Below are 25,442 nucleotides of genomic sequence, written 5' to 3'. Positions count from 1 at the left end.
CGGAACAGCGGCGGCCGCACATCGGTTGGACGAGGGGCAAGACACCGATACGAGGAGGCGATCACGATGGCGACCGAGCGCGCGATCCTGGCGGGCGGGTGCTTCTGGGGGGTGCAGGAGCTCCTGCGCTCACGGCCCGGGGTCGTCTCCACCCGGGTCGGCTACTCCGGCGACGACAGCACCCCGAACGCCACCTACCGCAACCACGGCGACCACGCCGAGGCCGTGGAGATCATCTTCGACCCGGACGTGCTGTCCTACCGGGAGCTGCTGGAGTTCTTCTTCCAGATGCACGACCCGACCACGAAGAACCGGCAGGGCAACGACATCGGCCGCAGCTACCGCTCCGCGATCTTCTACACGACCCCGGAGCAGGAGCGCATCGCCCGCGAGACGATCGCCGACGTCGACGCCTCCGGGATCTGGCCGGGCAAGGTCGTCACCGAGGTGGAGCCGGCGGGCGACTTCTGGGAGGCCGAGCCGGAGCACCAGGACTACCTGCAGAAGCACCCCTACGGCTACACCTGCCACTACGTGCGGCCCGACTGGGTGCTGCCGAAGCGGGCCGCCGCGTCCGGGCAGAGCTGAGACGTCGGCTACACCAGCTTCTCCAGCGTCGCCCGGGCACCGGCCTCGTACAGCGAGTCGAGGTGCTGCCGGTAGACGCTGGTGAAGCGCTCGTCGTCCACGAGGTCGCCGAAGACCTCGCGGTCGGCGAGGAACGCGAGCCGGTCCTCGCGCTGGCGGCGGGCGGCGGCGGTGAGCCGGTCGGCGAGGCGGTCGACCACCTCGATCGGCTTGCCCTCCTCGTCGACGCCCTCCGCGTAGCGGGCCCAGCTCGCCACCACGGCCGCCGAGCGGGTGAACTCGCCGCCGGTGGCGAGGTTGTGCCGGATCACCGGTAGCAGCCACTTCGGGATGCGGTCGGAGCTCTCGGCGCACAGCCGCGCGACCGTGTCCTTGACGTGGGCGTTGGAGAAACGGGCGATCAGGTTCGGCTTGTACTCGGCGAGGTCGACGCCGGGCACGGGCTCGAGCGTCGGCGTGGCCTCCCGGTCCATGTACGCGAGCAGGAAGTTCGCGAACAGCGGGTCCTGGCAGACGTCGTGGACGTACCGGTAGCCGGCGAGGTAGCCGAAGTAGCACAGCGCCTGGTGGCTGGCGTTGAGCAGCCGCAGCTTCATCAGCTCGTACGGCTCGACGTCGGCCACCAGCTGCACGCCCGCGTCCTCGTACGGTGGGCGACCGAGCGGGAAGGAGTCCTCCAGCACCCATTGCGTGAACGGCTCGCACACCACCGGCCAGCGGTCCTCGACGCCGAACCGGCGCGCGATCTCGGCCCGGTCGTCGTCGGTGGTGACCGGGGTGATGCGGTCGACCATGCAGTTGGGGAACGCGACGTTGTCCTGCACCCACGTGCCCAGCTCGGGGTCGCGCAGGGCGGCGAACGCGCCGAAGCTCCTGCGCGCCGCGTCCCCGTTGCCCTGGATGTTGTCGCAGGACATCACCGTGAACGGCGGGATGCCGCGCTGCCTGCGGCGGGCGAGGCCCTCGATGATCAGGCCGAACGTCGTGCGGGGCGCCGCACCGGGCTGCAGGTCGCCGACCACGTCCGGATTCTTCGCGTCGAACTCGCCGGTGACGGCGTTGAGGTTGTAGCCGCCCTCGGTGACGGTCAGCGAGACGATCCGCGTGGCCGGGTCGGCCAGCTTCTCGATCACCGCCTCGGGGTCGTCGGGGGCGAAGAGGTAGTCGACGATCGAGCCGATCACGCGCGGCTCGAACGTCCCGTCCGGGTGCTTGATCACCAGCGTGTACAGGTGGTCCTGCGCGGCGAGCGCGTCGCGCATCCGCCGGTCGCCGGGCAGCACCCCGACCCCGCAGATCCCCCAGTCCAGCGCCTTGCCCTCGTTCATCAGGCGGTCGAGGTACATCGCCTGGTGGGCGCGGTGGAAGGCGCCCACGCCGAAGTGCACGATCCCGGCCCGAACCGACGAGCGGTCGTACGTCGGGACCGCGACGCCGGGGCCGAGCGACGCCAGGGCGGCAGCGCTCAGCGCCGTCCGGGCCGGCTCCACGGACAAGGCTCCTCCTAGAGGCTGCGGAACGACTCGGATTGTTCGCACCGCGCCTGGGTGAGGTCAAGGAGAATCGTCAAATCGTGCACCGCGGTGCTCATATGAGCGGCGTCTCGCCGGCCTCTCGGCGACGCCGCACACCGTGCGGGGCCACCCCTCGAGCAGGCCGTTCGCAGGCAGGCCGCGGGCGGGCTCGAGACCAACTGGCGCGCCCCGAGCCGGGTAGGGCCCGGGTACGGCCGCCGAAGCCGACCACGGAACTCGGTGGTGAACCCGACCCAAGCCACCCGGAGCGACACAACCCCGCCACCGGGGCACTCGCGGCCGAACAGCGCTGGAAGAGCGAAGCCGGGACCGGCGAGGTGATCCGGCGCGCCCTGCCGGCCTAGTCGTCCAGGAGGTAGTCCTTGAAGTCCTCCCGGTCGGCCTTCTTGTCGCCGGTGATCACGTAGTACACCATGCCCGCGTCCGAGACGTCGCCGTTGCCGACGAGGTCGAGCCGGGAGTACAGCCACTCCCAGTTGTCGTCGCCGCTGTCTTCGAGGAAGTCCCAGAAGTCCATGTCGGTCGGCCCGAGCCCGTTGTTCTGGTCGGGGATCTCGACGCGCTCGCAGCCGAGGTCGATCAGGTCCTCGTAGTCGTGGCCGCCGTGGTCGGTCTTCGCGTGGGTCTGGTTGAAGCTGTCCTCGCCGTGGGTGATGCACTCGACGTGCTCGACGGCGTCGGGGTCGGCCCTGTCCAGCGCCATCCAGACCGTCTCGATCGGGCCCGCCAGGGCGATCGACAGCTGGTCGTCCTCGGTGGAGGCGTTGATCTCGTTCACCAGGTTCTGGATGCCGGCCTCGAGCTGCTCGGGGTCGCTGTCGTCGAAGAACCGGGACTCGTCGAAACCGAAGCGCCTGGCGCCCTCCTGGACGCTCTCGGTCATGTTCTCGAGGTGCTCGTCGGAGGAGTCCCAGATGTGGTTGTTGTAGTCGAAGTGCACCAGGTTGGGCTGCAGGTTGCGGTGCGCGATGATCGCCAGTGCCATCGGCGCCGAGGCCCAGTCGTCGTTGTCGTGCTGGTTGCCGTCGGCGGAGATGGCGATGCGTCCGACCTCGGGGTCGTAGGTGCTCTGCCCACCCCCCTGGGCCTCGCCCGGCGACGCGGTGCCCAGGCCCCCGTCGGCGCACTCCTCGGTGCCCGGCTTGTACACGGTGCAGCGGTTGCCGCCGTTGCTGGGCTCCTGGCTGCCACCGCACGCCGCGACGACGGCGGTCGCCGTGAGCACGGCCAGGACCGCGGCGAGACGGTGGGACCGACGACGGACGGGCAACGTGCCTCCATACCTGCGTAGCGATGGTGTCGGAGCGAAGGTGGCACAGCCTCCCTGTGAGGGCGCTGAAACTCCACCTTCCCGTGATCTGTTGGGATGGCGAGGTGCGGATGAACCCCTGGACGGTCGGGGCGAGCGAGTCCCCGATCGGTACGGCCCACGCCCTCGTCGAGCGCAGGGCGGGAAAGCGCGAGCTGATCGACCTGTCGCAGGCGGCGCCCCAGTACCCGGCCGCGCCCGAGGTGCTCGAGCACGTCGTCGCGACCGCCCGCGACCCGCGCGGCGGCGACTACGTGCAGATCGCGGGCCTGCCGCACCTGCGCGAGGCGTTCGCCGCCGAGCTGTCGGAGGCCTACCGCGGACAGGTGCGGACCGAGCAGGTGATCATCACCGCGGGCTGCAACCAGGCGTTCTGCCTCGCCGCGTCGGCGCTCGCCGCGCCCGGGGACGAGGTGGTGCTCACGCTGCCGTACTACTTCAACCACGACATGTGGCTGAAGATGTCCGGGATCACACCCGTGTACCTCGAGCCGGGTCCCGACATGGTGCCCACGCCGGAGGCGGCGGAGGCGATCATCACGCCGCGGACCCGGGCCGTCGTCGTGGTGACGCCCGGCAACCCGAGCGGCGCCACCGCCTCCCCGGAGCGGATCGCGGCGCTCGCCGAGGTGGCGGCGCGGCACGACGTCGCGCTGGTGCTCGACGAGACCTACCGGTCGTTCCGCGACACCGAGGAGCCGGCGCACGCGCTCTTCGCCGACCCGGGGTGGGACCGCACGGTCGTGAGCCTGCACAGCTTCTCCAAGGACTTCGCCATCCCCGGCTACCGGGTCGGCGCCCTCGTCGCCTCCCCCGAGCTGGGCCGGGAGGTCACGAAGCTGCTCGACTGCGTGGCGATCTGCGCGCCGCGGATCGGGCAGGAGGCCGCGTGGGCCGGCCTCACCAAGGCCGGGCCGTGGCGACGGGAGCGGGCCCGCGAGATCGCCGAGCTGCGCCACTGGTTCACCGCGCTGATGGCCGACCGGCCCGGCGGGTTCGAGCTGCTGTCCGTCGGCGGCCTGTTCGGCTGGGTCCGCCACCCGTTCCCCGGCCGCCCCACCGAGGACGTCGTGCGCGAGCTCGTCGTGGAGTACGACACCCTGGTCATCCCGGGCACCGCGTTCCTCCCCGACGACCGAGGCACCTTCCGCGTGAGCCTCAGCAACGCCGACCGCGACGCGCTCACCGACTTCGCCGAACGCCTCACCGCGCTCAGCGCGCGATCAGCTCGCTGATCCGCTCCGGGGCCAGGACGAGGTCGGCCAGCAGCAGCGCGCTGCCCACGAGGCCCGCGCCGGCGCCGAGCCGGCTCGGCACGATCTGCAGCCGGGCGGTGGCGAGCGGCAGCGACCGCCGGTAGACGTGCTCGCGGATGCCGGCGAGCAACGGGTCGCCCGCCCGGGCGGCGACCTGGCCGCCGAGCACGACGACCCGCGGGTTGAGCAGGCTCACCGCCTCCGCGACCGCGCCCCCGAGCAGCCGGCCCGCGCGGCGCAGGAACCGGGTGGCGTCCGGGTTGCCCGACGCGGTCAGCTCCAGCGCGTCGTCGACGCTCTCCACGTCGTGGCCTGCCGCGCGCAGGTCGCGCACCAGCGCCCACCCGCCCGCGTACGCCTCGAGGCACCCGACGTTGCCGCAGCGGCACACCGGCGGCGGCTCGTCCCCGTGCCCGGCGAGCTGGACGTGCCCGATGTCGCCCGCCGCCCCGTCGGCGCCGCGGTAGACCTGGCCGCCCGCGACGATGCCCGACCCGATCCCGGTGCCGACCTTGAGCATGAGCAGCGCCTCGGCGTCGGGGTGGACGACACGGTGCTCGCCGAACGCCATCGCGTTCACGTCCTTGTCCACCATCACGTGGCACCGGTAGCGGGGCGCGAACCAGCCGCGGATGTCGAACCGGTCCCAGCCGGTCATGATCGGCGGGCTGACGACGAGGCCCGCCGCGAAGTCGACCGGGCCCGGTACGTCGAGCCCGATGCCGTGCACCGCGTCCGGCCCGCGCCCGGCCTCGGCGAGCATGTCGCGGAAGAAGCCGTCGATCACCTCGAGGACCGCGTGCGGGCCCTCCGCGACGTCGATCTCGCGGGTGCGCTCGACGGTGACGGTGCCCGCGAGGTCGCACAGCGCGGCCCGCAGGCCGGTGGCGCCGACGTCGGCGACGAGCAGCACACCGCGGCCGCGGTGGAAGACGAACGTGCCGGCGGGCCGGCCCCGCCCGGGTGACTCCTCGCGCTGCTCCCCGGCCGGGACGACGAAGCCGTGCGCCAGCAGCGCGTCGAGGCGCTGGTTCACCGTCGACCGGGACAGGCCGGTGCGGTGCATCACGTCGGCCCTGGTCTGCGGCCCTCCGCTGCGGAACAGCGCGAGCACATCCCCCACCGACTGCACGGCGCCAGGCTAATAGAGCATCCGTCAGTCAGAAACCCCCCGATTTTCGGTTGACAGAAGTCATAAATCGCGGTCTCATGCGGGGGTCGGTCACAGCGGTCCGGCTGGGAGGAACAGTGATCCAGATCCGAGCGATGCGCCCCCGGAGGCCCGCCCTGGCCGCCGCGGCGCTCACGGCAGGTGTCGCGATGGCGCTGTCGGCCTGCGGCGGCGGTGACGGCGGGGGCGCGGGCGAGGGCGCCGGGGAGGAGCCCGCCTCGGTCGCCGCGGTGATCAAGGGCCTGGACAACCCGTTCTTCCAGGCGATGGAGAAGGGCATCACCGACGGGGGCGCCGCCGCGGGCGTGCGCACCGAGGTGCAGTCGGCCACGTCGATCACCGACACCACCGGCCAGGCCGACAAGCTCACCGCCCTCGCGGGCCAGGACTTCGACTGCTACATCGTGAACCCGATCTCCGGCACCAACCTGGTGCAGGGCCTCGCCCAGCTCGCGGCGTCCGGCAAGCCGATCGTCAACATCGACAGCCCGGTCGACCCGGCGGCCGCCGAGGCGGCGGGGATCAGGCTCGCGACGTACATCGGCACCGACAACTTCGCCGCGGGACAGCTCGCGGCCGAGCAGATGGCGAGGCTGCTGCCGGACGGCGGCTCGGTGGCGATCGTCGGCGGCATCTCCGGCGACGTCACCAGCTCCGAACGCGTCGAGGGCTTCCGGTCGGGCCTGCCCGAGAACATCACGGTGCTGCAGGAGGTGGCCGCCAACTGGGAGCGCCAGGAGGCGCTCACCCAGGCCACCACGATCATCGGCGCCAACCCGGACGTGAAGGGCTTCTTCGCCGCCAACGACGACATGGGCCTCGGCGTCGCGCGCGCCGTCGCCAACGCGGGCAGGACCGGGCAGATCTCCGTGATCAGCGTCGACGGCAACCCGGACGCCCTCACCGCCGTCGCGAACGGGGAGCTGGCCGCCACCGTCGCGCAGTACCCGTACGTGATCGGCAAGCTCGGCGTGGACGCCTGCGCCGCCGCGGCCCGAGGCGCAGAGCTCCCGCAGGAGGTCGACGCGCCGGTCCAGCTCGTGACGAAGGACAACGTGCAGCAGGCGATCGACTCCGCCCCCGAGCCGCCCGCGCCCTACGACAACCCGTTCGCGTCGAGGTGACAGCGGCAGGATGACCGGCACTGCGGAGATGACCAGCACCCGAACCGCGCAGCGAACGGGCATCGCGGCGTTGCGCGACCCCGCGCTGTGGGCCGACCGGGCCGCCGCCGTCGGCCTCGTGGCGCTCGTGCTCGTGTTCCAGCTGCTCGACCCGGGGTTCCTGGCCATCGGGAACGTCCGCTCGATGCTGCTGGCCTCGGCGATCCTCGTCGTGCTCTCGATCGGGCAGGCGTTCGTGGTCGCGACCGGTGGCATCGACCTGTCGGTCGCCTCGACGATGACGTTCGCGGCCGCGCTGTTCGGCTACGGCTTCGCCCACGGCTGGGGCCTCGCCCTCTGCTGCGTGGTCGCGGTCGCCGGCGGCGCCGTCGTCGGCATCCTCAACGGGATCCTGATCGGCTACGGGCGGATCACCGACTTCGTGGTCACGCTCGGGGCGCTGTCGGCGGCGTCCGGGGCCGCCCTGGTCATCGCCGACGGCAAGCCCGTCACCGTGGTCGACGCCGGGCTGCTCGCGCTGTCGGCGCGCGGGATCGGCCCGATCGGCTGGTCGGTGATCGTGGCGGCCGTGCTCGCCGTCGTCGGCCACGTGGTGCTGTTCCGCACCCGCATCGGAACGCACGTGCTGGCCGCTGGGGGCAACCCCGAGGCCGCCACGGCCACCGGCATCAGCGTCGCGCGGATCAAGGTCTTCGTGTACGCCGCGAGCGGGCTGCTCGCGGGCATCGCGGCGATCCTGCTGGTCTCGCGGGTCGGCGCGGCCGAACCGGCGTCGAACACGTCGTTCCTGCTCAACTCCGTGGCCGCGGTGGTGCTCGGCGGGGTCAGCCTGGCCGGCGGCCGCGGCGGCATCGTGGGCCCGGTGCTCGGCGCGCTGCTGCTCACCGTGCTGTCCAACGGGCTCACGATGCTCGGGGTCTCCCCCTTCTACCAACCCGTCGCCGTCGGCGTGGTCGTCGTGGCGGCGGCGTTCCTCACGAGGTGGCGCCGATGACCCCCATCCTCGCCGTCGAGGACCTGTCGCTGGCGTTCGGCAGCGTCCAGGCCCTGCGCGACGTGACGCTCCAGCTCGCGCCCGGTGAGATCACCGCGCTCGTCGGGGACAACGGCGCGGGCAAGTCCACCCTGGTGCGCTGCCTGTCCGGCGTGTACCGGCCCGACAGCGGCCGGATGCTGCTCGACGGCACGCCGGTGCAGTTCCGCTCCGCCGAGGACGCCCGGCACGCGGGCATCGAGACCGTGCACCAGAACCTCGCGCTCGTCGAGGACCTCACGGTGTGGCAGAACCTGTTCCTCAACCGCGAGCTGACCCGCGGCCCGTTCCTCGACCGCGCCGCGATGCGCAAGCGGGCGCAGGAGATGGTGGCCGAGCTCGCGGTCAACGTGCCCGCCGTCGGCGCCCGGGTGCGGCGGCTGTCGGGCGGGCAGCGCCAGGCCGTGGCCATCTGCCGGGCCGCGGGCTTCGACTCCCGGCTCGTGATCATGGACGAGCCGACGGCGGCGCTGGGCGTGCAGGAGACCGAGCGGGTCGAGAACCTCATCCGCGGCCTGCGGGACTCCGGCCGCTCCGTCCTGCTGATCAGCCACGACTTCCAGCAGGTGCTGCGGCTGTCCGACCAGGTGTGGGTGATGCGCGCGGGCCGCTGCGTCGCCGGCAGGCGCACGAAGGACACCACCGGCGAGGAGATCGTCTCGCTGGTCACCGGCGCGCTCGCCGCCTGATTTTGAAAGGATCTTCCCCGTGACCAACCCGATCGGTGTGCACGCTCTGGTGTGGGTGGGCGACACCACCCCCGAGGCGATCAGCGAGGCGGTGCGCCGCACCAAGGAGGCCGGCTACGACCTGCTGGAGCTGTCGCTGCACGACGCGAAGCGGCTCGACACCGCCGCTGCGCGGGCGGAGCTGGAGGCGGCGGGCCTCGGGATCGCGTGCTCGCGCGGGCTCGCGTTCGACGCCGACATCTCGAGCACCGACCCCGCCGTCGTCGACCGGGGGGCTCAGCTGCTCGCCGACTCGCTGACCACCACCCACGAGCTCGGCGCCACGATCCTCACCGGGGCGCTCTACAGCGCGCTCGGCAAGTACTCCGCTCCCCTGACCGACGCCGGGCGGGCCAACGTCGTGCGGGTCCTGCGCGACCTGGCCGCGGAGGCGGCGAAGCTGGGCATGACGCTCGGGCTGGAGATCTGCAACCGCTACGAGACCCACGTGATCAACACCGCGCACGACGCGCTGCGGCTGGCCGACGACATCGGCGCCGACAACGTGGTGATCCACCTCGACACCTACCACATGAACATCGAGGAGGACGACCTCGTCCGCCCGGTGTACGAGGTCGGCGACCGGCTCGGCTACGTGCACATCGGCGAGAACCACCGCGGCTACCTCGGCTCGGGGCACCTCGACTTCGGCGCGTTCTTCCACGCCCTCGCCGACGTCGGCTACGACGGCCCGATCACGTTCGAGTCGTTCTCGTCGGCCGTGGTCTCGCCGGGGCTGTCGAGCGACCTGGCCGTGTGGCGGAACCTGTGGTCCGACGGCGCTCACCTGGCCGCACACGCCCGCTCGTTCATCGCGGGCCAGCTGGCCGCCGCCCGGCCGCGGTGAGGTTCTCCGACCTGGTCGCCCGGGCCGCCGCGCTCGCCGAGGGCCCGGGCCGGGCGATCCTCGGGATCACCGGCAGCCCCGGTGCGGGCAAGTCGACGCTGGTCGAGGCGCTGCTGCGCGAGCTCGACCCGGAGCGGGTGGCGCACGTGCCGATGGACGGGTTCCACCTCGCCGACGTCGCGCTGCGCGCCATCGGGCGGCTGGACGCGAAGGGCGCGCCCGACACGTTCGACGTCGGCGGCTACGTCGCCCTGCTGCGGCGGATCCGCGCCGACGCCGAGGACGTGATCTACGCGCCCGCGTTCGAACGCGACCTGGAGCAGCCGCTCGCCGGCGCGATCGCGGTGCCGCGCAGCGCCCGGCTCGTGCTCACCGAGGGCAACTACCTGCTCGTGCCCTCCGGCCGCTGGCCCGAGGTGGCCGAGCAGCTCGACGAGGTGTGGTTCTGCGACCCGCGCCCCGAGGTGCGGCTCAACCAGCTCGTCGCCCGGCACGTCCGGTTCGGCAAGGCGCCCGACCAGGCGAAGGCCTGGGTCGCCTCGGTCGACGAGCCGAACGCGCGGCTCGTCGAGTCCACCCGGGACCGCGCCGACCTGGTGATCCCCGCCGAGGTCCTGGAGAAGCTCACGCCCGCCTGAGCCCGCCCCGCGGCGCGGTCACGCCTCGCGGTCGGCCGCGGGCAGGCGCTGGCGGGGCAGGTCGTCGCGCAGGTCGTCGTCGGCCGCCGGCACGGTCGTGGCGAACACGGCCGCGCGCCGCTCGGCCTCCTCCCGCGTGTCCGCGTAGGCGACGTGGTCGGCCACCCCGGGCACGAACGTCCGCGCGCCCAGGGTGAGGACGGGGGCGAGGGCGTCGCCCACCCCGGTGCGCTGCCACCCGACGACCCGCCCGATGTGGGGCTCCATGCGGCCCGCGACGACCACGATCGCGAACAGCGGGTACGGCTGGGTCACGAAGTCGCGGATCACGACGGGGTGGCGCAGTTGCGTCGCTGGGCTCGGATGGTGGTGCTCCCTTCTCCCGTCGGCGGTGGTGCGCCCGGCCGCTCCCCAGACCGATTCGGCGCGAAACCTACCCCGGCGCCGAACGCCGCCGACGGCTAGCACGAACTCCGCAATCCGGTGCTCCGATCGGAGCCGCGCCGCCGAGCGGCCCGTACTGTGGGCGCATGTACCTGCAGCTCGCCGTCGCGCTCGCGCTGGCCTCGGCGGTCTGCTACGCGCTCTCGGCCGTGCTGCAGCAGCGGGAGGCGTCCCGGCAGCGGGCCGGCGGGGTCACGCTCGTCGTGCGGTTGGTCCGCCGCCGGCCCTGGTGGGCCGCCATGGCGGCGACGGTCGCGGGCGCCCTGCTGCACCTGGGCGCGGTGGGCGCCGGACCGCTGGTCGTCGTGCAGCCGCTCGGGGTGTCCACGCTGGTCGTCGCGCTGCTCATCGGGTGGTGGCTGAGCCGCACACCCGTGCCGGCCCGGTCGTGGGCGGGTGCCGCCTGCGTCGTCGGCGGGTTGCCCGCGGTGCTCGCCGCGGTGCCCCACGAGGGGCTGCCCGCCGGGCAGCCGACCGGGGCCGCCCCCGGGTTCTGGCCCGTCGCGGCCGTGCTGGGGGCGGTGATCGCGGCCGCGCTGACCGCCGCGCTGCTGCTGGGCGCCGGCCGCCACCCGCGCGGGGCGGCGATCGCCTACGCCGTGGGCGCCGCGACGTGCTTCGGGTTCACCTCGGCCACGGCGAAGACGATCTGGCTGGGCCAGTTGGGGGTAGCGCGGATCGCGATCGGGTGCGTCGCGGTCGGCCTCGGCGTGGTGCTCGCCCAGCACGCCTACCGCGACGGTGGGCTGGGGGCGCCGCTCGCGGTGCTGACCCTCCTCGACCCGTTCGTCGCGGGGTCGGTGGGCGTGTTCGTGCTCGGGGAGCCGTTCGGCACCACGCCGCTCACCCTGGCGATCGGGGTCGTGGGCGCCGTCGCCACGTCGATCGGGGTCGCGCTGCTGTCGGCCCGACCGGCCCCGGCCCGAACGGACGCACCGCCGCGGGAGCCGGTCGGGGAGGCCGACGAGCTCGCCGCGTGATGCCCTCGATCGGCTGAATCCGCGCCCGTCCGGCCCTCGGCACCGGCGCGGCCACCGGGACGGGACGTACGGTCCGCGCGCGGACACCGTCGGTTCGCGGAGGGATTCGGCGATGACCACGTTCAGCAGGCGCAGGCTGCTGGGGGCGGGCGCAGCGGCCGCGCTGTCCCCGGCCCTGTCCGCGGCGCTGTCCGCGTGCAGCGGCCCCACGCCCGACCGACGCCCGTCGAGCGGCGCGCAGACCGGGCCGGAGGAGACGCGCACGCTCGACGAGCTCCACGCCGACGCCGTCGCGGAGGGCGGCCGGCTCGTCGTCTACGCGGGCGGGGACACCGCGACCCAGTACGACGCGACCGTGCGGGCGTTCCGGGCCCGCTTCCCCGGCGTGGTGCCGGAGGTGGTCGTCGATTACAGCCGCTTCCACGACGTCAGGATCGACAACCAGATCGGCACCGGCTCGCTCGTGCCGGACGTGGTGCAGCTCAACGCGCTGCACGACTTCCCCAGCTGGAAGGAGGAGGGCCTGCTGCTGCCGTACGAGCCGGCGGGCTTCTCCGCGCTGCACGACGGCTTCAAGGACCCGGACGGCACGTGGGTCGCGATCTCGGTCGACGCCTACAGCTTCTCGTACGACGCGGCGAGCGTCGGCGCCGCCGCGCCCCGGACGCCCACCGACCTGCTCGACCCGCGCTGGCGGGGCCGGATCGCGGCCGCCTACCCGCAGGACGACGACGCCGTGCTGTTCCTGTACCGGCAGTACGTGCACGAGTACGGCTGGGACTTCGTGGCGGGGCTCGCTGCGCAGGACGTCCGGTTCTCCCGCGGCGCGGCCACGGCGGCCGCCGCGGTCGCCGCGCGGCAGAAGGCCATCGCGATCGGCGTTGCGGGCTCGCCGATCGCGGCGCCGGGCGCGTCGACCCGGTGGGTCGCCACCGAGGAGACCCCGTTCCTGGCGTGGGGCCAGCGGGCGGCGATCCTCGCCGGCGCGGCGCACCCGGCCGCGGCGAAGCTCTGGCTGAACTGGCTGCTGTCCCCCGACGTGCAGCGCGCCTCGACCACCGGCTGGTCGGTGCGCACCGACGTCGCCCCCGCGGACGGGCTCCGGCCGGTCTGGGAGTACCCCAACGCCCACGTCGAGCAGTACGACCAGTTCCTGGCCGACCGCGCCGAGGTCGAGCGCTGGCGGCAGACGTTCACGCTCCACTTCGGGGAGCCGCAGGGCCCGCCCAGCCCCGGCCGGCTCGGGCTGCACCCGGGGCGGCCGGTCGCCTGACGCCGGGCGGCCCCGGTCAGGCGCCGACCCGGGCCCGGGCCTCGGCCGCCATGACGATGATCTGGGTGCAGTCCTCCAGCGGGATCTGCGTGCTGTCGAGCACCAGGTGGTAGTGCTTCGGCGACGCGGGATCGGTGCGGTAGAAGTGCTTGACGTAGGCGGTGCGGGCTCGGTCGTTGCGCTCCATCGCCTCCCGGGCCTCCCGCTCGTCGACCCCGAGCATGGCCATCGCCTGCCGGACCCTGCGCTCGGGCGGACCGTCCAGGCGCACGTGCAGGGCGGTGGGGTGGTCGCGCAGCACGATCGCGGCCGCCCGCCCGAGGATCACCCCGCCGTGCTCGCGGATGCCCGCCCGGATGGCGCGCTCGGTGCACGCCTGGAACTGCACGTCGGGCAGCAGCGCGCCGGGCGGCGGCGTCACGCCGATCATCCAGTCCGCCGACGCGGGCGCCGCGGCCGACAGGACCCGGGTCAGCCAGCCCTGCACCTGCTCGTCCCGGCTGAGGGCGTCCTCGATCGGGACCTGGAGGTCGTTCGCCACCGCGACGGGGATCGCCCGGTCCAGGAATGGCACGCCGAGCTTCTCGGCGACCGCGGGACCCACGACCGCGCCACCGGCGCCGTAGCTCGCGGAGATCGTGACGACGTGGCGCATGCCGGCCTCCCCGGAAGACCTGGGAGGACAAGGCTAGAGCACCGGGCGGCGCCCGGCAGTCGACGACGTAGCCCGCCCGGGCGAACCGGCCCACCGCCCGGCCTCGAGGTCCTCGGAGAGGTCGCGCTGGTGGGTCGGGTTGATCAGCAGCTCCTCGACGACCGCGCGCTGCGGGAGGGACGCGGCGAGGAGCACGGCGGCCGCGACGTCCTCGGGCAGCAGCATCGTCGCGCGCTCCTGCGCCGACGGCCGCTTCGGGCGGTTGTCCAGGATCGGGGTGTCGACCTCCCCGGGCAGGATCGCGGTCGCCCGGACACCCTCGTTGCGGTAGGTCGCGTTGAGGTACTGCATGAAGTTCACGACGCCCGCCTTCGCAGCGCCGTAGGCCGGGCCGCTGAGCAGGCCGGGTCGGATCGCCGCCACCGACGACACGGTGATCACGGTGCCGGCGCCGCGCGCGAGCATGTCCGGCAGCACCGCCCTGGTCAGCGCGAACACCCCGGTCAGGTTGACCCGCACGACGTGGTCCCACTCCTCGTCGGACAGCCACTGGGCGTTGCGCACCTTCGACGCCACCCCGGCCACGTTGACCAGCACGTCGACCGGTCCGACGCGCTCACGCACCCCGTCGACGAGCGCGGCCACCTGCGCCGGGTCGTCGACCGACGCGGGCTCGACGTGCGCGGTGCCGCCCGCGGCCGCGATCGTCGCCGCGACCTCCTCCAACGGTTCGCGACGCCGCCCCACGAGCACGGTCACCGCGCCCTCGGCGGCCAGCGCGACGGCGGTGGCCGCCCCGATCCCGCTGCCGGCCCCGGTGACCAGGCAGACCGTGTCCTTCAGCCCGTCTCTCAGCGCATTCATGGTTCCCTCCACCTACCGTCGCGCGGATGGCCATTCGAACAGATCACCGCACGGTGAACCGCCGCGCACTGGCCGTCGGCGCGGGTGTGATCGTCCTCGCCGGTGGCCTGGTGTGGCTCGTCCTGGCCGTGCTGCGGCCCGCGCCGCAGGCCACCGCGACCGCGATCGACCTGCGGAGCTGGAAGCTCACGCTCCCCGTGGCCGGCGAGGACGGCGACGCCGAGGAGGTCGAGCCCGCCGCCGTCACCGAACCGTGGCTGACCGCCGGCCCCGACGGCAGCCTCACGTTCTGGGCGCCCGCGGCGGGGGCGACCACGAAGAACGCCAAGAGCCCCCGCACGGAGCTGATCAGCCTCGAGGAGTTCTCCGCGGGCGAGGAGCGGCGCAGCCTCACCGCCTCCCTCGCCGTGTCCCAGGTGCCGTCGGACTCCGAGGAGATCATCCTCGGGCAGATCCACGGCGCGGGCGAGATCAAGTCGGTGCCGTACGTGATGCTCCGCTACACCGCCGGCTCGCTCGAGGTCGAGGTCAAGAAGGAGCAGAAGGGCGATGCGAAGCAGACGTTCCCGCTGCTGTCCGGGGTGCCGCTCGGCGAGCGCTTCGACGTCGCGCTCACCGACAACGGCGACGGCTCCATGACGTTCACCGCGAGCCACGGCGGCACCACCCGGGAGGCCACCGCCGAGGTGCCCGACGCGTTCCGCGGGGAGCCGGTGCGGTTCCAGGTCGGCGACTACCAGCAGGCCGAGTCCGCGACCGGCGCCGACGACGGCGGGCGGGTCACCTTCTCCTCGATCGCCCAGAACTGATCACAGGGCCCGGCGATGAGTTCCGGGCGCGGCCCGGGTCAGGACTCCATGACCGCACAGGAGCCCACCGCCGTCACCAACCTCGACAGCTACGGCCACGGGCCGCTGCCGTGGCGCCGGCCCCGCGACCTCATGCCCGAGGCCTTCACCAAGGTGGAGACACCCGTCTTCCTCGGCACCGCGGGGCCGGACGGCCGCCCGCACGCCGCCGGCATCGGCCCGGCCTGGCACGACGGCGGGATCTACTTCGTGAGCGGGCCGGGCACGCGCAAGTCGCGCGACCTGGCCGCCAACCCGGCCTGCTCGATCTCCGTGCGGCTGCCGGGCATCGACCTGGTGCTGGAGGGCGAGGCGCACCGCGTCACCGACGCCGCGGTGCTCGAGCGGGTCGCCGCGGTCTACGCGGCCGGGGGCTGGCCCGCCGAGCCCGACGGGGAGGGCGGGTTCACCGCCCCGTTCTGCGCGCCGAGCGCCGGGCCGCCGCCGTGGCACCTGCACCGGTTCACGATCCGCACGGCGGTGGGCGTGGCCTTCGTCGAGCCGCACGGCGCGACGAAGTGGATCTTCTGACCGGCGCCGGCTCAGGTGAGCACCGCGACGATGCCGAACAGCACCGGCACGCTGGCGAGCGTCGTGCTCAGGGCGGCGTCCCGCCCGAGCACGACGCCCTGCTCGAACCGCACGGCGTAGGCGAACACGTTCTGCGCCGTCGGCAGCGCGGCGCAGACGACCACGGCGAGCAGCGCGTGGCCCTCGAGCCCGAGCAGGAGGCCGACCAGCAGCGCCAGCACCGGGTGCACGACGCACTTGAGCAGCAGCACCGTCGCCAGCAGCGGCGCGGTCTCCCCCGCGCCCGGCCGCTTCGCCCCGCACAGCGAGATCCCGAACGCGAGCAGCATGCCGGGCACCGCGAGGTCGGAGATCAGCTCGATCGGGGCGAGCACCGGCTCCGGCGGGAGCACCCCGGTGGCCGACGCCGCGAGGCCCGCGGCGGTGGCCAGGGCGATCGGGTTGCGCAGCGGCGCGGTCACCAGCCGCCAGCGCGGCGTGCGGGCGCCGTCGACCCGCTCCGAGAGCACCCCGAGCACCGTGGTGAAGAACGGGGTGAGCACCGCCAGCTGGAACACCAGCACCGGGACGACCTCGGTGACGTTGCCCAGCGCGTAGGTGGCGACGGGCAGCCCGAGGTTGCCCGCGTTGACGTATCCGCTCGCCATCGCGCCCACCACCGTCTCGCCCGCCGGCCTGCGCAGCAGCAGCCCGACGGGGAGGTACAGCAGGCACGCCAGCACGCTCGTCACCGCCGTGACGACGAGGCCGGCGGAGAACACCGCCGTCACGTCCGTGCGGGCGAGCGTGCTGAACAGCAACGCGGGCGAGGCGACGAAGAACGCCGCCCGCGAGAGCACCTGGGTCGCCGCGGGCCCCAGCACCCCGGTCCGGCCGACCACGTAGCCGACCGCGACCACGACCCCGATCACGATGAAGGCGTCCAGGACGCCGTTCACACCACAGTCACGTCTGACCAGGGTAGGGCTGTGACGGGGGTCAAACGACGCCGCGGCCCGGGCGCCGGTGGATCAGCCTCCCCAGATGTCCTCCAGGAACCGGTCCCGGGCGCGCATGTCGACGAGCCAGTCCTGGGCCTGCGCGGACGTGGCGCCCGTGTGCTGCCGGTAGATGTCCGCGAGCGCGGCCCGCACGCCCGGCGCCATGGTGTTGGCGTTGCCGCACACGAAGATCGCGGCGCCGCGCTCGACGAGGTCCCAGACCTCGTCGTGGCGGTGCAGCATCTCGTGCTGCACGTACTTGCGCCCGTCCTCGGGGCGGGTGGAGAACACGGTGCGCACCGTCGTCCCCGCGAGCTTGGCCAGCTCGCGCAGCTCGTCGGCGTAGAGCTGGTCGTGCTGCGGGTCGCGGCAGCCGAAGAACAGCATCGAGGGCGCCACCGCGGTGCCCTGCTCGGCCGTGGCGGCGCGGTCCTGGAGGAACCCCCGGAACGGCGCGAGCCCCGTGCCCGCCCCCACCATGATCATCGGGACGGCCGGTTCCGGTGGCCGGAACGGGATCGTGGGCTCCCGGACGAACGTGAACACCGTGCTGTTCGGCGCGAGCGAGGCGAGGTGGTTCGAGCAGATGCCGCGGAACTCGCCGCCGCCCCCGCGCGCAGGCGCGCGCAGCACGCCGGTGGTGATGCTGCAGACCCGGTCGTCCACCAGCGGCGAGGACGAGATCGAGTAGTACCGGGGCCGCAGCGGCGGCAGCATGTCGAGGAAGGCCTCGAACGGCAGTGCGCAGGACGGGTACTGCTCCAGCAGGTCGAGCTGCGAGCGGTACGGGTGGAACACCTGCTCCCGGTACCTGCGAGTGCTCTCCTCGTCGTCGCCGACGAGGGCGAGCAGCTCGGCGCGCTGGGCCGGGTCCTCGGTGTGGCGCGCCATCGTCTCGATGTCCGAGCGGGACGCAACGTCCTGCAGCTCGACGCAGCTGCCGAGCACGCCGAGCAGCGGGGCGGGCTCCTCGATCGGCAGGTGGGTGTGCGAGCCGCTGTTCGGGATGATCGTCACGTACATCCCGGCGTCGAGGGTGAACCGGCGCATCACGCGCTGGATGAGGTCGATGCTGTTGCGCGGCAGCACGCCGAGGTGGTCGCCGGTGCGGTAGGTCGTGCCCTCCGGCAGGGCGACGTCGATGTGCCGGGTGGACCGGGGCGCGGTGAGCCCGGCGAGCTCGCGGTTGGCCCGCACCACGGACGGCTGCGCCCGGTAGGACATGATCACCGGGTTGGTGAGCTGCCGGTTGACCAGCGAGACGGTGAGCCGCGGCCCGGCCGACACCGGGGCCGCTACGGCGTCGGGCAGCGAGAACGCCCGCGCCAGGTCGGCCCACAGCCCGCCGTGCCAGCCCCGGTAGGCGGCGTCGAAGTCGGAGCGGGCGTCGCCCTCGCCCCGCGGGTGCACCCGCTGCGCGCCGAGCGCCTCCAGCCGGCCGTCCACCGCGGTCGGCACCGCCTGGTAGGTGGTGGCCCACTCGCTGTTGCCGCAGCCGAAGACCGTGTAGCGCACGCCCGCGCAGGCGTCCGGCTCCCGCGCCGGGTCCTGCAGCCAGGCGCAGAAGCGCGCGGCGTTCTCGGGGGGCAGCCCGTTGTACGAGGCGCAGACCACGATCGTCGCGCCGTCGGTGGGCAGCCCGGAGACGTGGTCGTCCAGGGCGCCGACGGTCACCGCGAAGCCGCGCTCGGTGCCCTCCCGGCCGAGCTTCGTGGCGATGCCCTCGGCCGTGCCGAGGTTGGAGCCGTACAGCACGTACAGCGGGGTGTCGTGCCGGTCGACGGCGAGCACCGCGGGGGCCTCGGTGGCGGCGGGTGCGGTGACCCGCCGGCCGGTCGGCGCCTCCGCGGGGTGGTCGATCGGGCGATCCGACCGGGGCCGCACCTGGATGTGGAAGTCGTCCGGCTTGATCGTCAGCGTGGTCTTGATCTTCAGCTGGTAGTGGTGGGGGTCGGCGAACTCGAACCGCTGCAGCAGCATGCCCAGCACCAGGACGGCCTCCTGCAGGGCGAACTGGCGGCCGATGCACGCCCGCTGTCCGGTGCCGAACGGCTTGAACACGTTGGGGCCCAGCGCCGCGAGCCGCTCCGGTGCCACGTGGTCGGGGTTGAACTCCTCGGCGTCGTCGCCCCACACGCTCCGCGCCCGGTGCAGCACCGGGATGATCGTCGTGATCGGCGTGCCGGCCGGGATCGCGTAGCGCCCGCCGATCACCGTGTCCTCCCGCGGCGCGCGGGTGAACGCGGGGGCGGTCGGCCACAGCCGCAGGGTCTCGTTGAGGATCTGCGACACGTAGCGCAGCCGGTGCACCTGCTCGAACGTCGGCCGCAGCGTGCCGCCGAGGACCTCGTCGACCTCGGCCCGCGCCCGCTCGACGACCTCGGGGTGGTGGAGCAGGTGGTAGAGCGCGAACGACAGCAGCCCGCTGGTCGTCTCGTGGCCCGCCACCAGGAAGGTGATGCACTGGGCGCGGATGTTGTCGTCCGGCAGGCGCTCCCCCGTCGCCGGGTCGACGCCGGAGAGCATCCGGCCGAGCAGGTCGCGGGTCTCGGCCGACTCGCCCTGCGCGCGGCGCTCCGCGATCAGCTTGTCGACCAGGTCGGCCATGAACGCCTGGTCCTCCGCCAGCTGCCGCTGCGCGCGGATCCTCAGCCGGGTCTGGATCGGCAGCTCGGCGGCCCGGCGCTGCGACTCCTCGAGCGTGCGCACCATCGCCGAGACGAACGGGTGCGGGGTGTCGCGGTAGAAGGAGTTGAACCGGTAGCCGAACCCGCAGAGCGCGATCGTGTCGAGCGTCAGCCGGGTCATGTCGCCCGGGACGTCGACGTCCTCGTCCGGGTTCAGCCGCTCCCACTTGGCCATCAGCTGCTCGGCGATGTCGAGCATCATCGGCATGTAGTCCTGCATCGACTGCAGGCTGAACGGCGCGAGCAGGATGTTGTGGGCCCGGTGCCAGAGCGGATCGTCGGTGTCGGCGGTGAACAGCCCCGCCCCGCCGCCGCTCTCGCGCACGGCCCTGACGCCCGCGGCGACCTTCTTGTCGAAGCGGGTGTCGTCGCACACCTCGTCCACCAGCTCCGGCCCGCTGATGATCACGCGCGGGCCGGACGGGGCGATCAGCCGGACGATCGGCCCGTACTGTTCGGCCAGCTCCATCAGGGCGAGGAACGGGCTGGCGGAGTCGATGTCGAGAAGGTTGCCGATCAGGGGCCGGGCGGGCGGGCCGGGCAGGTCCTCGACGGCGATCGGTGTGGTCATGGGGTCAGTTCCCGTCCGTGTTGGCGCTCGAGATGGCACTGTGCGCCGCCCCTGCGCGAAGGAGCAGGGCGATGCTCACGACCACCACCCACGCCGGGAACACCAGCAGCACCACCGGGTGGTACGTCGTGGTGACCAGCAGGAACGCCGCCGCCAGGTAGCCGACGACGGCCAGCCAGCGCGGCAGGAGGCCCGCCGCGCCGGCCATGCCGGTGGTCGTGATCATGTACATGCCGGCCACGCGGACGCCGAAGATGAACATCAGCCCGTAGCCGACGGCTGCCAGCGCCCGCGCCACGTCCGGCGCCGGCAGCGGGGTCACATCGAACACGCTGAGCAGGGCCACCGCGGCGACGGCGGCCGAGCCGACGAACATCATGCAGAGGAACAGCAGGCCCGAGGCCATCTGCAGCCAGGTCTGCACCGGCGAGTACCGCCGCGGCACCGCGCGCAGCATCGCCCTCGTCGCGGAGAGGTGCCACAGCAGGGCGAGCCCGACGAACGGCACCACGTGGATCCCGAGCGTCGCGAGCGCCTCGCCGCCACCCGCGTAGAACCGCGCGTACGCCTCGTCGGGGTCACCGAGCCTCGGCGCCTGCCGCAGGAGCAGCATCGCGACCACGAACAGGGCGGCGAACACGATCCCCGACGCGGCGCTCATCCGACCGAGGGCGCGGGCCTGGCGCCAGCGCGCCTCCGCGACCGCGTCCGCGCCGGGATCCGGGCGCCGCGGGATCTCGCCCATGTCGCCTCCCGACAGGTCGTCCGTCGGGTGTAGCGCTGGTCAGAGGGCCGGTCAAGGCAATCAGGCCACGTGGCCGCGCGGGTATCCGCCGGTCAGCCGCGTGCCGCGGAGCAACTGCCCGACGGCGCGCGGAACGCCGTCGGCGTGAGCCCGGTGAACGCGCGGAACTCCCGCACCAGGTGGGGTTGGTCGGCATACCCCGCCTCCGCCGCGATCCGCTCCCACCCCGGGGCACCCGGCCGCCCGAGCGCGCGCAGGACGCGGTCGAAGCGCACCAGCCGGGCCACCGCCTTCGGGGCCAGCCCGACCTGCTGGGTGAACCTCGTGATCAGGTGCTTGTGGCTCCACCCGACCTCGCGGGCGAGCTCACCGATCCGCGCCGTGCCGCCCGTCGCGGCCAGCCGCTGCAGCACCCGAGCGACCTCGGGCGCCGGGCGCGGGCCCGCGTCGAGCCGCCCTCGTCCTGGAGGCGGTCACCGGCCGGGGCGAGATCCTCACCTGCTCGCGGTACGAGCACCCCGAGCTGTTCGACGCGGTGCGCGCCGGCCTGGGGCAGGTCGCCGTCGTCACGCGGGCGACACTCGCCCTCGCCCCGGCCGCCGACCACGTGCACCGCCACCTGCTCGGCTACTCCGATCTCGCCACGATGCTCGCCGACCAGCGCCTCCTCGCCCGTGACGGCCGGTTCGCCGCCGTGCAGGGGCCGTGCTCGCCGACCCCGGGGGCGGGTGGGCGTTCCGGCTGGTCGCCGTCGCCGACGGCGACCCGGTGGACGACGTGCTCGCCGGCCTGTCCCGACGAGCGGGAACGGGCGCAGGTCGTCCCGATGCCCCAGCTCGACCACCTCGACCGGCTCGCCCAGCTCGAACGGGCGCTGCGCGGGAACGGGCAGTGGCGGCTCCCGCACCCGTGGCTCTCCACGTTCGTCGGCGACGGGCGGGGCGAGGACGTCGTCGCCGCCGAGCCGGACCGGCTGGTGCCGTCCGACCCGGGGCCGTTCGGCCAGGTCACGGTGTCCGCCGTCGACCGGGGGGCGATCACGGCTCCGCTGCTGCGGCTGCCCGACGGCGAGCTGTGCTTCGCGGTCGACCTCGTCCGCATCCCGGCCACCGCCGAGGGCGCCGACCGGCTCGTCACCGACAACCGCGCCGCCTACGAGCGGGTCCGCGCCGCGGGCGGCACGCTCTACCCGCCGAGCGCGCTGCCGATGTCGCGCGCGGACTGGCGGGAGCACTTCGGGCCGGCGTTCGCCGGGCTCGGCGCGGCCAAGCGGCAGCACGACCCGGCCTGCGTCCTCACGCCGGGCTACGAGGTCTTCTGAGCCGACAGGGCCCGGTCGGCGAGCACGGCCGGGACGCTGGCCAGCGCCAGCGCGGCGCCGATCCACGGGACGGCGCCGACGCCGGCGCCGCCGGCGAGCGCGGGCGCTGCGAACAGCGGGACGAGGCTGATGCCGAGCTGGAACGCCGACACCGCGGTGGCGCCCGCGAGGGTCGGGGCGGCGGACGCGATCGTGAACACCCGCCCGTAGATGGCGGGGTTCAACACGAAGCCCGCCATCCCGAGGACCGCGACGAGCGCGACCACGACAACGGCCTGCCCGGCGAACACCGCGAGGCCCGCCGAGGTGAGCGCGATCCCGGCCGCGCCGGCCAGCAGCGCGTGGAACGGACGCCGGTCGGCGACCCGGCCCCCGACCGACAGCCCGACGAACGCGCCGACGCCGAACAGCGTGAGGATCGGGGGGACCCAGACCTCGGCGGTGCCGGTGCTTCCGGTCAGGAAGGCCGCCAGGTAGTTGTAGGTGATCATGTAGGCGGCGGTGCTGGTGAGCGTCGCGGCGTAGACGAGCCAGAGCTGGGGGCGCGCCACCGCACGCAGCTCCCGCCGCACCGCCGGCGCGGCGCCCGCCCTGGTCTCGGGCACCGCGGCGAGGGTTGCCACCGCTCCGACCGCGGTGAGCGCGACCACCGCCCAGAACCCGCCGCGCCACCCCGTGAAGTGGCTGAGCAGCGCGCTCGCCGGCCCACCGGCGATCATGGCGAGGCTCAGGCCGCTCACGACCACGCCGGACGCGCGCGCCGCGCGTTCGGGGGTGACGAGCCCGACGGCGGTGACCGCGGCGGCGGCCCAGAAGCCGGCGTAGGCGAGGCCGGCGACGAACCGGGTGACCAGGATGACGCCGTAGTGGTCGACGAGCAGGCCGGCCGCCACCGACGCGGCGAACAGGGCCTGCGCAGCCACGAGCGTGGTCCGGCGCGGCCGGCGCAGGGTCGCGACGGCCAGCACCGGCCCGCCGACGACCACCCCGACCGCGAAGGCCGAGATCATCGCCCCGGCGGCGGAGAGCGGGATGCGCAGGTCGGCGGCGATCGCCGGCAGGACGCCCGCGACGAGGAACTCCGCGCTCCCCATCGCGAACAGGCTGAACGCGAGCAGGTGGACCGCCACGGGCAGCCGTCCGCGGGCCACCGCCCGCGCGTCGGATCGGACGTTCATGCGCCACAGGCTTCATCCGCCCGCGGGGCACCACCAACGATCGTTGCCGTTACCGGGACGGGCCCCGGCTACCCGGCCTTCCCGCTCCTGGTCCGCAGCAGGCGCTGCAGCTCGGCGAGCACCAGGTCGTCCTCACCGGGCTCCAGGGTCTGCGGGTTCAGCGCGATGGCGCGGGGGCCGTCGGGGGCGACCGCGATCGCGGGGTCGTTGCGCCACAGCGCCCCGATCAGCTCGTCGCGGCTCCATCCCGACTCCGGCCCGATCTCCACGATCGCCCGCCCGTGCGGCTGGCCCGCCTCGCTCGGGAAGCCGCGGCTGACCGTCACCCCGTCGAGCCCGCTCAGCCCGACGATCCACTTCTCGACCGTGGCCTCGTAGGAGGCGATCAGCTCCGGCTCGTTCTGCTCCAGGGTCCACTCGACCGCGGCCAGCAGCCCGAGCATCTCCTCCTTGCCGACCTTCATCCCGCGGCCGAGCGAGTGGAACGGAGCCCCGTTCGCCCGGGCCGCCGCGATCAGCCACTCCTTGCCGACCATGAGGCCCGTCGACTGCGGGCCGCGCAGGCCCTTGCCCCCGCTGAAGATCGCCCCGTCGGCGCCGACCTCGGTGGTGAAGTGCCACAGCGACGACACCGGCGGGATCTGGGCGGCCGCGTCGACCAGCACCGGAACCCCGGACCTGTGGGCGATCTCCACCACCTGCTCGATCGGCAGCGCTCCGGCCGCGAAGTGGGCGCCCGCGAACCAGAGCACGCACACCGTGCGCTTGTCGATCGCCGCCTCCAGCTCGGCGGGCTCCGGCCCCACCTCGACGATCCGCACGCCGACCTGGCGCACCGCGTAGTCGTACGGGTTGCGCTGGCTGCGGAACATGATCACGGTCTTCTCGCCGGTCTTGTCGAGGTAGGGCAGGTCCTGGAGCACGAAGGGCCCGCCCTTCGACCTGGCGATGCAGGCGATCACCCCGAGCGTGATCAGCGCGGCCGCGCCGTTCGAGACGTACGCCGCCTCGTTGCGGGTCTTCTCCGCCAGCCGCCGCCCGACCGCGCGCCCGAGCTCGACGACGTCGACGAAGTTGCGGGCGGCCGCGGCCATCGCCGGCAGCACCGGCGGCGCCACCAGGGAGCCGCCGAGCCTCGTCAGGGTGGCTGCGGCGTTCACCACCGGGCGCACGCCCAGCTCGGTGTAGATCTCGTTCTGGTACCGGTTCTCGATCGTGGTCATCCCGCCGCCCTGGTGACTCGGCCCGTCGCCGGTCGTACCCGCGGACCCGGCGACTGGTTGTTCATGGTCAGGATGGTCCCGCAGTGCTGATCGCCCGCCCTCGCAGGGGGGCGTGAACCGCTCGCCACCCGGCCACCGGTCGAGCAGCAGGAGCCCGCGCTCCGCGCGTCAACCGACGAGCGCGCCGCTGGCGGGCTCGTCGCTCACGATCCGGCCGTCCTGCAGCCTCACCACCCGCCGCGCCAGCGCGGCGACGCTGCGCTCGTGGGTGATCAGCACGATGGTGTGGCCCTCGTGGTTGAGCTCGCAGAACAGGTCCATCACCTCGGCCGTCGCGACCGAGTCGAGGTTGCCGGTCGGCTCGTCGGCGAGGATCACCCGCGGGTCGGTGACGAGGGCGCGCGCGATCGCCACGCGCTGCTGCTCGCCACCCGACAGCTGGTTGGGCAGGTGGTGGGCCCGGTCGGCGAGCCCGACCCGTTCCAGGGCGGCGCGGGCGCGGCGCCTGCGCTGGTGGGCGCCCGCGTAGACCAACGGCAGCTCCACGTTGGACAGCGCGTCGGTGCGCGGGACCAGGTTGAACGACTGGAACACGAACCCGATCCGCGAGCTGCGGATCCGCGCGAGCTGGTTCTCGCCGAGCGCCGTGACGTCCGTCCCGTCGAGCCGGTAGACCCCGGACGTCGGCAGGTCCATGCAGCCGAGGATGTTCATGAGCGTCGTCTTGCCCGACCCGGACGCGCCCATGATCGCGACGAACTCGCCCTCCGCGATGGAGAGGTCCACGCGGTCGAGCGCGCGCAGCTCGACGGGACCGGAGCGGTAGACCTTCGAGACGGACTCGAGCTCGATCATGGACTTTCTCCTCGTCGAGAAAGTGCGTGACCAGCATGGTCCGCCCCGCCGGCCGGCC

At 73.7% G+C, this 25,442-nt stretch carries 25 protein-coding genes; 12 read left to right on the top strand and 13 right to left on the bottom strand.

Going from position 1 to position 25,442, the window contains the following annotated elements:
• Positions 1 to 66 precede the first annotated feature (66 nt).
• Entirely contained in the window at positions 67 to 588 is a 522-nt protein-coding gene (gene msrA, locus VKZ81_RS15765) for a peptide-methionine (S)-S-oxide reductase MsrA (RefSeq protein ID WP_324242314.1), read from the top strand.
• Positions 589 to 596: 8 nt separating this feature from the next.
• Here msrA and VKZ81_RS15760 read toward each other — a convergent pair whose 3' ends face one another.
• Both VKZ81_RS15760 and VKZ81_RS15755 read right to left on the bottom strand, forming a co-directional pair.
• Complete coding sequence (locus VKZ81_RS15760; RefSeq protein ID WP_324242313.1) at positions 597 to 2,078, bottom strand: mannitol dehydrogenase family protein; 1,482 nt, start codon at positions 2,076 to 2,078, stop codon at positions 597 to 599.
• A 385-nt stretch (positions 2,079 to 2,463) separates the two neighbouring features.
• Positions 2,464 to 3,393: a hypothetical protein gene (locus tag VKZ81_RS15755; RefSeq protein ID WP_324242312.1), complete on the bottom strand. Its 930-nt coding sequence runs from the start codon at positions 3,391 to 3,393 to the stop codon at positions 2,464 to 2,466.
• A 110-nt stretch (positions 3,394 to 3,503) separates the two neighbouring features.
• On the opposite strand from VKZ81_RS15755, the gene VKZ81_RS15750 reads away from it, so the two are divergent.
• Positions 3,504 to 4,667, top strand: a complete 1,164-nt coding sequence (locus VKZ81_RS15750) for an aminotransferase (protein ID WP_324242311.1) — start codon at positions 3,504 to 3,506, stop codon at positions 4,665 to 4,667.
• Here the strand turns inward: VKZ81_RS15750 and VKZ81_RS15745 are convergent.
• Complete coding sequence (locus VKZ81_RS15745; protein WP_324242310.1) at positions 4,645 to 5,820, bottom strand: ROK family transcriptional regulator; 1,176 nt, start codon at positions 5,818 to 5,820, stop codon at positions 4,645 to 4,647. The two genes, VKZ81_RS15750 and VKZ81_RS15745, sit on opposite strands and share 23 nt — an antisense overlap.
• Positions 5,821 to 5,936: 116 nt before the next feature.
• On the opposite strand from VKZ81_RS15745, the gene VKZ81_RS15740 reads away from it, so the two are divergent.
• From VKZ81_RS15740 to VKZ81_RS15720, 5 genes are read left to right on the top strand one after another with little or no spacing between them, the layout of a single operon-like run.
• Complete coding sequence (locus VKZ81_RS15740) at positions 5,937 to 6,983, top strand: substrate-binding domain-containing protein (protein WP_324242309.1); 1,047 nt, start codon at positions 5,937 to 5,939, stop codon at positions 6,981 to 6,983.
• A 10-nt stretch (positions 6,984 to 6,993) separates the two neighbouring features.
• A complete protein-coding gene (locus tag VKZ81_RS15735; protein WP_324242308.1) occupies positions 6,994 to 7,977 on the top strand; it encodes an ABC transporter permease in 984 nt (327 codons plus the stop codon).
• On the top strand, positions 7,974 to 8,705 hold the full coding sequence (locus tag VKZ81_RS15730) for an ATP-binding cassette domain-containing protein (protein ID WP_324242307.1): 732 nt from the start codon (positions 7,974 to 7,976) through the stop codon (positions 8,703 to 8,705). Before VKZ81_RS15735 ends, VKZ81_RS15730 begins: the two co-directional genes overlap by 4 nt.
• A 19-nt stretch (positions 8,706 to 8,724) precedes the next feature.
• Positions 8,725 to 9,591, top strand: coding sequence for a sugar phosphate isomerase/epimerase family protein (locus VKZ81_RS15725; protein WP_324242306.1), 867 nt, complete (start codon positions 8,725 to 8,727; stop codon positions 9,589 to 9,591).
• A complete protein-coding gene (locus tag VKZ81_RS15720) occupies positions 9,588 to 10,229 on the top strand; it encodes a nucleoside/nucleotide kinase family protein (RefSeq protein WP_324242305.1) in 642 nt (213 codons plus the stop codon). Before VKZ81_RS15725 ends, VKZ81_RS15720 begins: the two co-directional genes overlap by 4 nt.
• Positions 10,230 to 10,247: 18 nt before the next feature.
• Here the strand turns inward: VKZ81_RS15720 and VKZ81_RS15715 are convergent, their stop codons facing one another.
• Complete coding sequence (locus VKZ81_RS15715; RefSeq protein ID WP_324242304.1) at positions 10,248 to 10,544, bottom strand: hypothetical protein; 297 nt, start codon at positions 10,542 to 10,544, stop codon at positions 10,248 to 10,250.
• 215 nt (positions 10,545 to 10,759) lie between these two features.
• Between VKZ81_RS15715 and VKZ81_RS15710 the strand changes: the two genes are divergently transcribed.
• Entirely contained in the window at positions 10,760 to 11,653 is an 894-nt protein-coding gene (locus VKZ81_RS15710; protein WP_324242303.1) for a DMT family transporter, read from the top strand.
• Positions 11,654 to 11,765: 112 nt separating this feature from the next.
• A complete protein-coding gene (locus VKZ81_RS15705) occupies positions 11,766 to 12,926 on the top strand; it encodes an ABC transporter substrate-binding protein (RefSeq protein WP_324242302.1) in 1,161 nt (386 codons plus the stop codon).
• 16 nt (positions 12,927 to 12,942) lie between these two features.
• On the opposite strand, the gene VKZ81_RS15700 is transcribed toward VKZ81_RS15705, so the two are convergent.
• Positions 12,943 to 13,581: a cytidylate kinase-like family protein gene (locus VKZ81_RS15700; RefSeq protein ID WP_324242301.1), complete on the bottom strand. Its 639-nt coding sequence runs from the start codon at positions 13,579 to 13,581 to the stop codon at positions 12,943 to 12,945.
• Between the two features lie 33 nt (positions 13,582 to 13,614).
• Positions 13,615 to 14,445 carry an SDR family oxidoreductase gene (locus VKZ81_RS15695; protein WP_324242300.1) on the bottom strand — a complete coding sequence of 277 codons (831 nt, stop codon included), beginning with the start codon at positions 14,443 to 14,445 and terminating at the stop codon, positions 13,615 to 13,617.
• Between the two features lie 26 nt (positions 14,446 to 14,471).
• Here VKZ81_RS15695 and VKZ81_RS15690 point away from each other — a divergent pair, with 26 nt between their 5' ends.
• The gene (locus tag VKZ81_RS15690) at positions 14,472 to 15,254 is read left to right on the top strand and encodes a polysaccharide lyase family 7 protein (protein WP_324242299.1); all 783 of its coding nucleotides are present in this window, start codon (positions 14,472 to 14,474) and stop codon (positions 15,252 to 15,254) included.
• A 48-nt stretch (positions 15,255 to 15,302) separates the two neighbouring features.
• Entirely contained in the window at positions 15,303 to 15,824 is a 522-nt protein-coding gene (locus VKZ81_RS15685) for a pyridoxamine 5'-phosphate oxidase family protein (RefSeq protein ID WP_324242298.1), read from the top strand.
• Between the two features lie 11 nt (positions 15,825 to 15,835).
• On the opposite strand, the gene VKZ81_RS15680 is transcribed toward VKZ81_RS15685, so the two are convergent.
• The 4 genes from VKZ81_RS15680 to VKZ81_RS15665 all read right to left on the bottom strand — a co-directional run bounded on the left by VKZ81_RS15680 (position 15,836) and on the right by VKZ81_RS15665 (position 21,220).
• A complete protein-coding gene (locus VKZ81_RS15680; protein WP_324242297.1) occupies positions 15,836 to 16,762 on the bottom strand; it encodes an AEC family transporter in 927 nt (308 codons plus the stop codon).
• A gap of 72 nt (positions 16,763 to 16,834) precedes the next feature.
• On the bottom strand, positions 16,835 to 20,062 hold the full coding sequence (locus tag VKZ81_RS15675; protein ID WP_324242296.1) for a bifunctional cytochrome P450/NADPH--P450 reductase: 3,228 nt from the start codon (positions 20,060 to 20,062) through the stop codon (positions 16,835 to 16,837).
• 4 nt (positions 20,063 to 20,066) lie between these two features.
• Positions 20,067 to 20,807: a hypothetical protein gene (locus tag VKZ81_RS15670; protein WP_324242295.1), complete on the bottom strand. Its 741-nt coding sequence runs from the start codon at positions 20,805 to 20,807 to the stop codon at positions 20,067 to 20,069.
• Positions 20,808 to 20,899: 92 nt separating this feature from the next.
• A complete protein-coding gene (locus VKZ81_RS15665; RefSeq protein ID WP_324242294.1) occupies positions 20,900 to 21,220 on the bottom strand; it encodes a helix-turn-helix domain-containing protein in 321 nt (106 codons plus the stop codon).
• 122 nt (positions 21,221 to 21,342) lie between these two features.
• Here VKZ81_RS15665 and VKZ81_RS15660 point away from each other — a divergent pair, with 122 nt between their 5' ends.
• Positions 21,343 to 22,128: a hypothetical protein gene (locus VKZ81_RS15660; protein WP_324242293.1), complete on the top strand. Its 786-nt coding sequence runs from the start codon at positions 21,343 to 21,345 to the stop codon at positions 22,126 to 22,128.
• Here VKZ81_RS15660 and VKZ81_RS15655 read toward each other — a convergent pair.
• The 3 genes from VKZ81_RS15655 to VKZ81_RS15645 all read right to left on the bottom strand — a co-directional run bounded on the left by VKZ81_RS15655 (position 22,113) and on the right by VKZ81_RS15645 (position 25,384).
• Positions 22,113 to 23,306, bottom strand: a complete 1,194-nt coding sequence (locus VKZ81_RS15655; RefSeq protein WP_324242292.1) for an MFS transporter — start codon at positions 23,304 to 23,306, stop codon at positions 22,113 to 22,115. The genes VKZ81_RS15660 and VKZ81_RS15655 overlap by 16 nt on opposite strands.
• Positions 23,307 to 23,374: 68 nt before the next feature.
• Entirely contained in the window at positions 23,375 to 24,529 is a 1,155-nt protein-coding gene (locus tag VKZ81_RS15650) for an aminotransferase class V-fold PLP-dependent enzyme (RefSeq protein WP_324242291.1), read from the bottom strand.
• A gap of 168 nt (positions 24,530 to 24,697) precedes the next feature.
• Positions 24,698 to 25,384, bottom strand: a complete 687-nt coding sequence (locus VKZ81_RS15645) for an ABC transporter ATP-binding protein (RefSeq protein ID WP_324242290.1) — start codon at positions 25,382 to 25,384, stop codon at positions 24,698 to 24,700.
• Positions 25,385 to 25,442: the final 58 nt, after the last annotated feature.

The sequence above is a fragment of the Pseudonocardia sp. genome, from assembly GCF_035305885.1.
Lineage (GTDB): Bacteria > Actinomycetota > Actinomycetes > Mycobacteriales > Pseudonocardiaceae > Pseudonocardia.
Note: the sequence above shows the minus strand (reverse complement) of the source record. Positions and strands in the feature narration are given on the sequence as shown.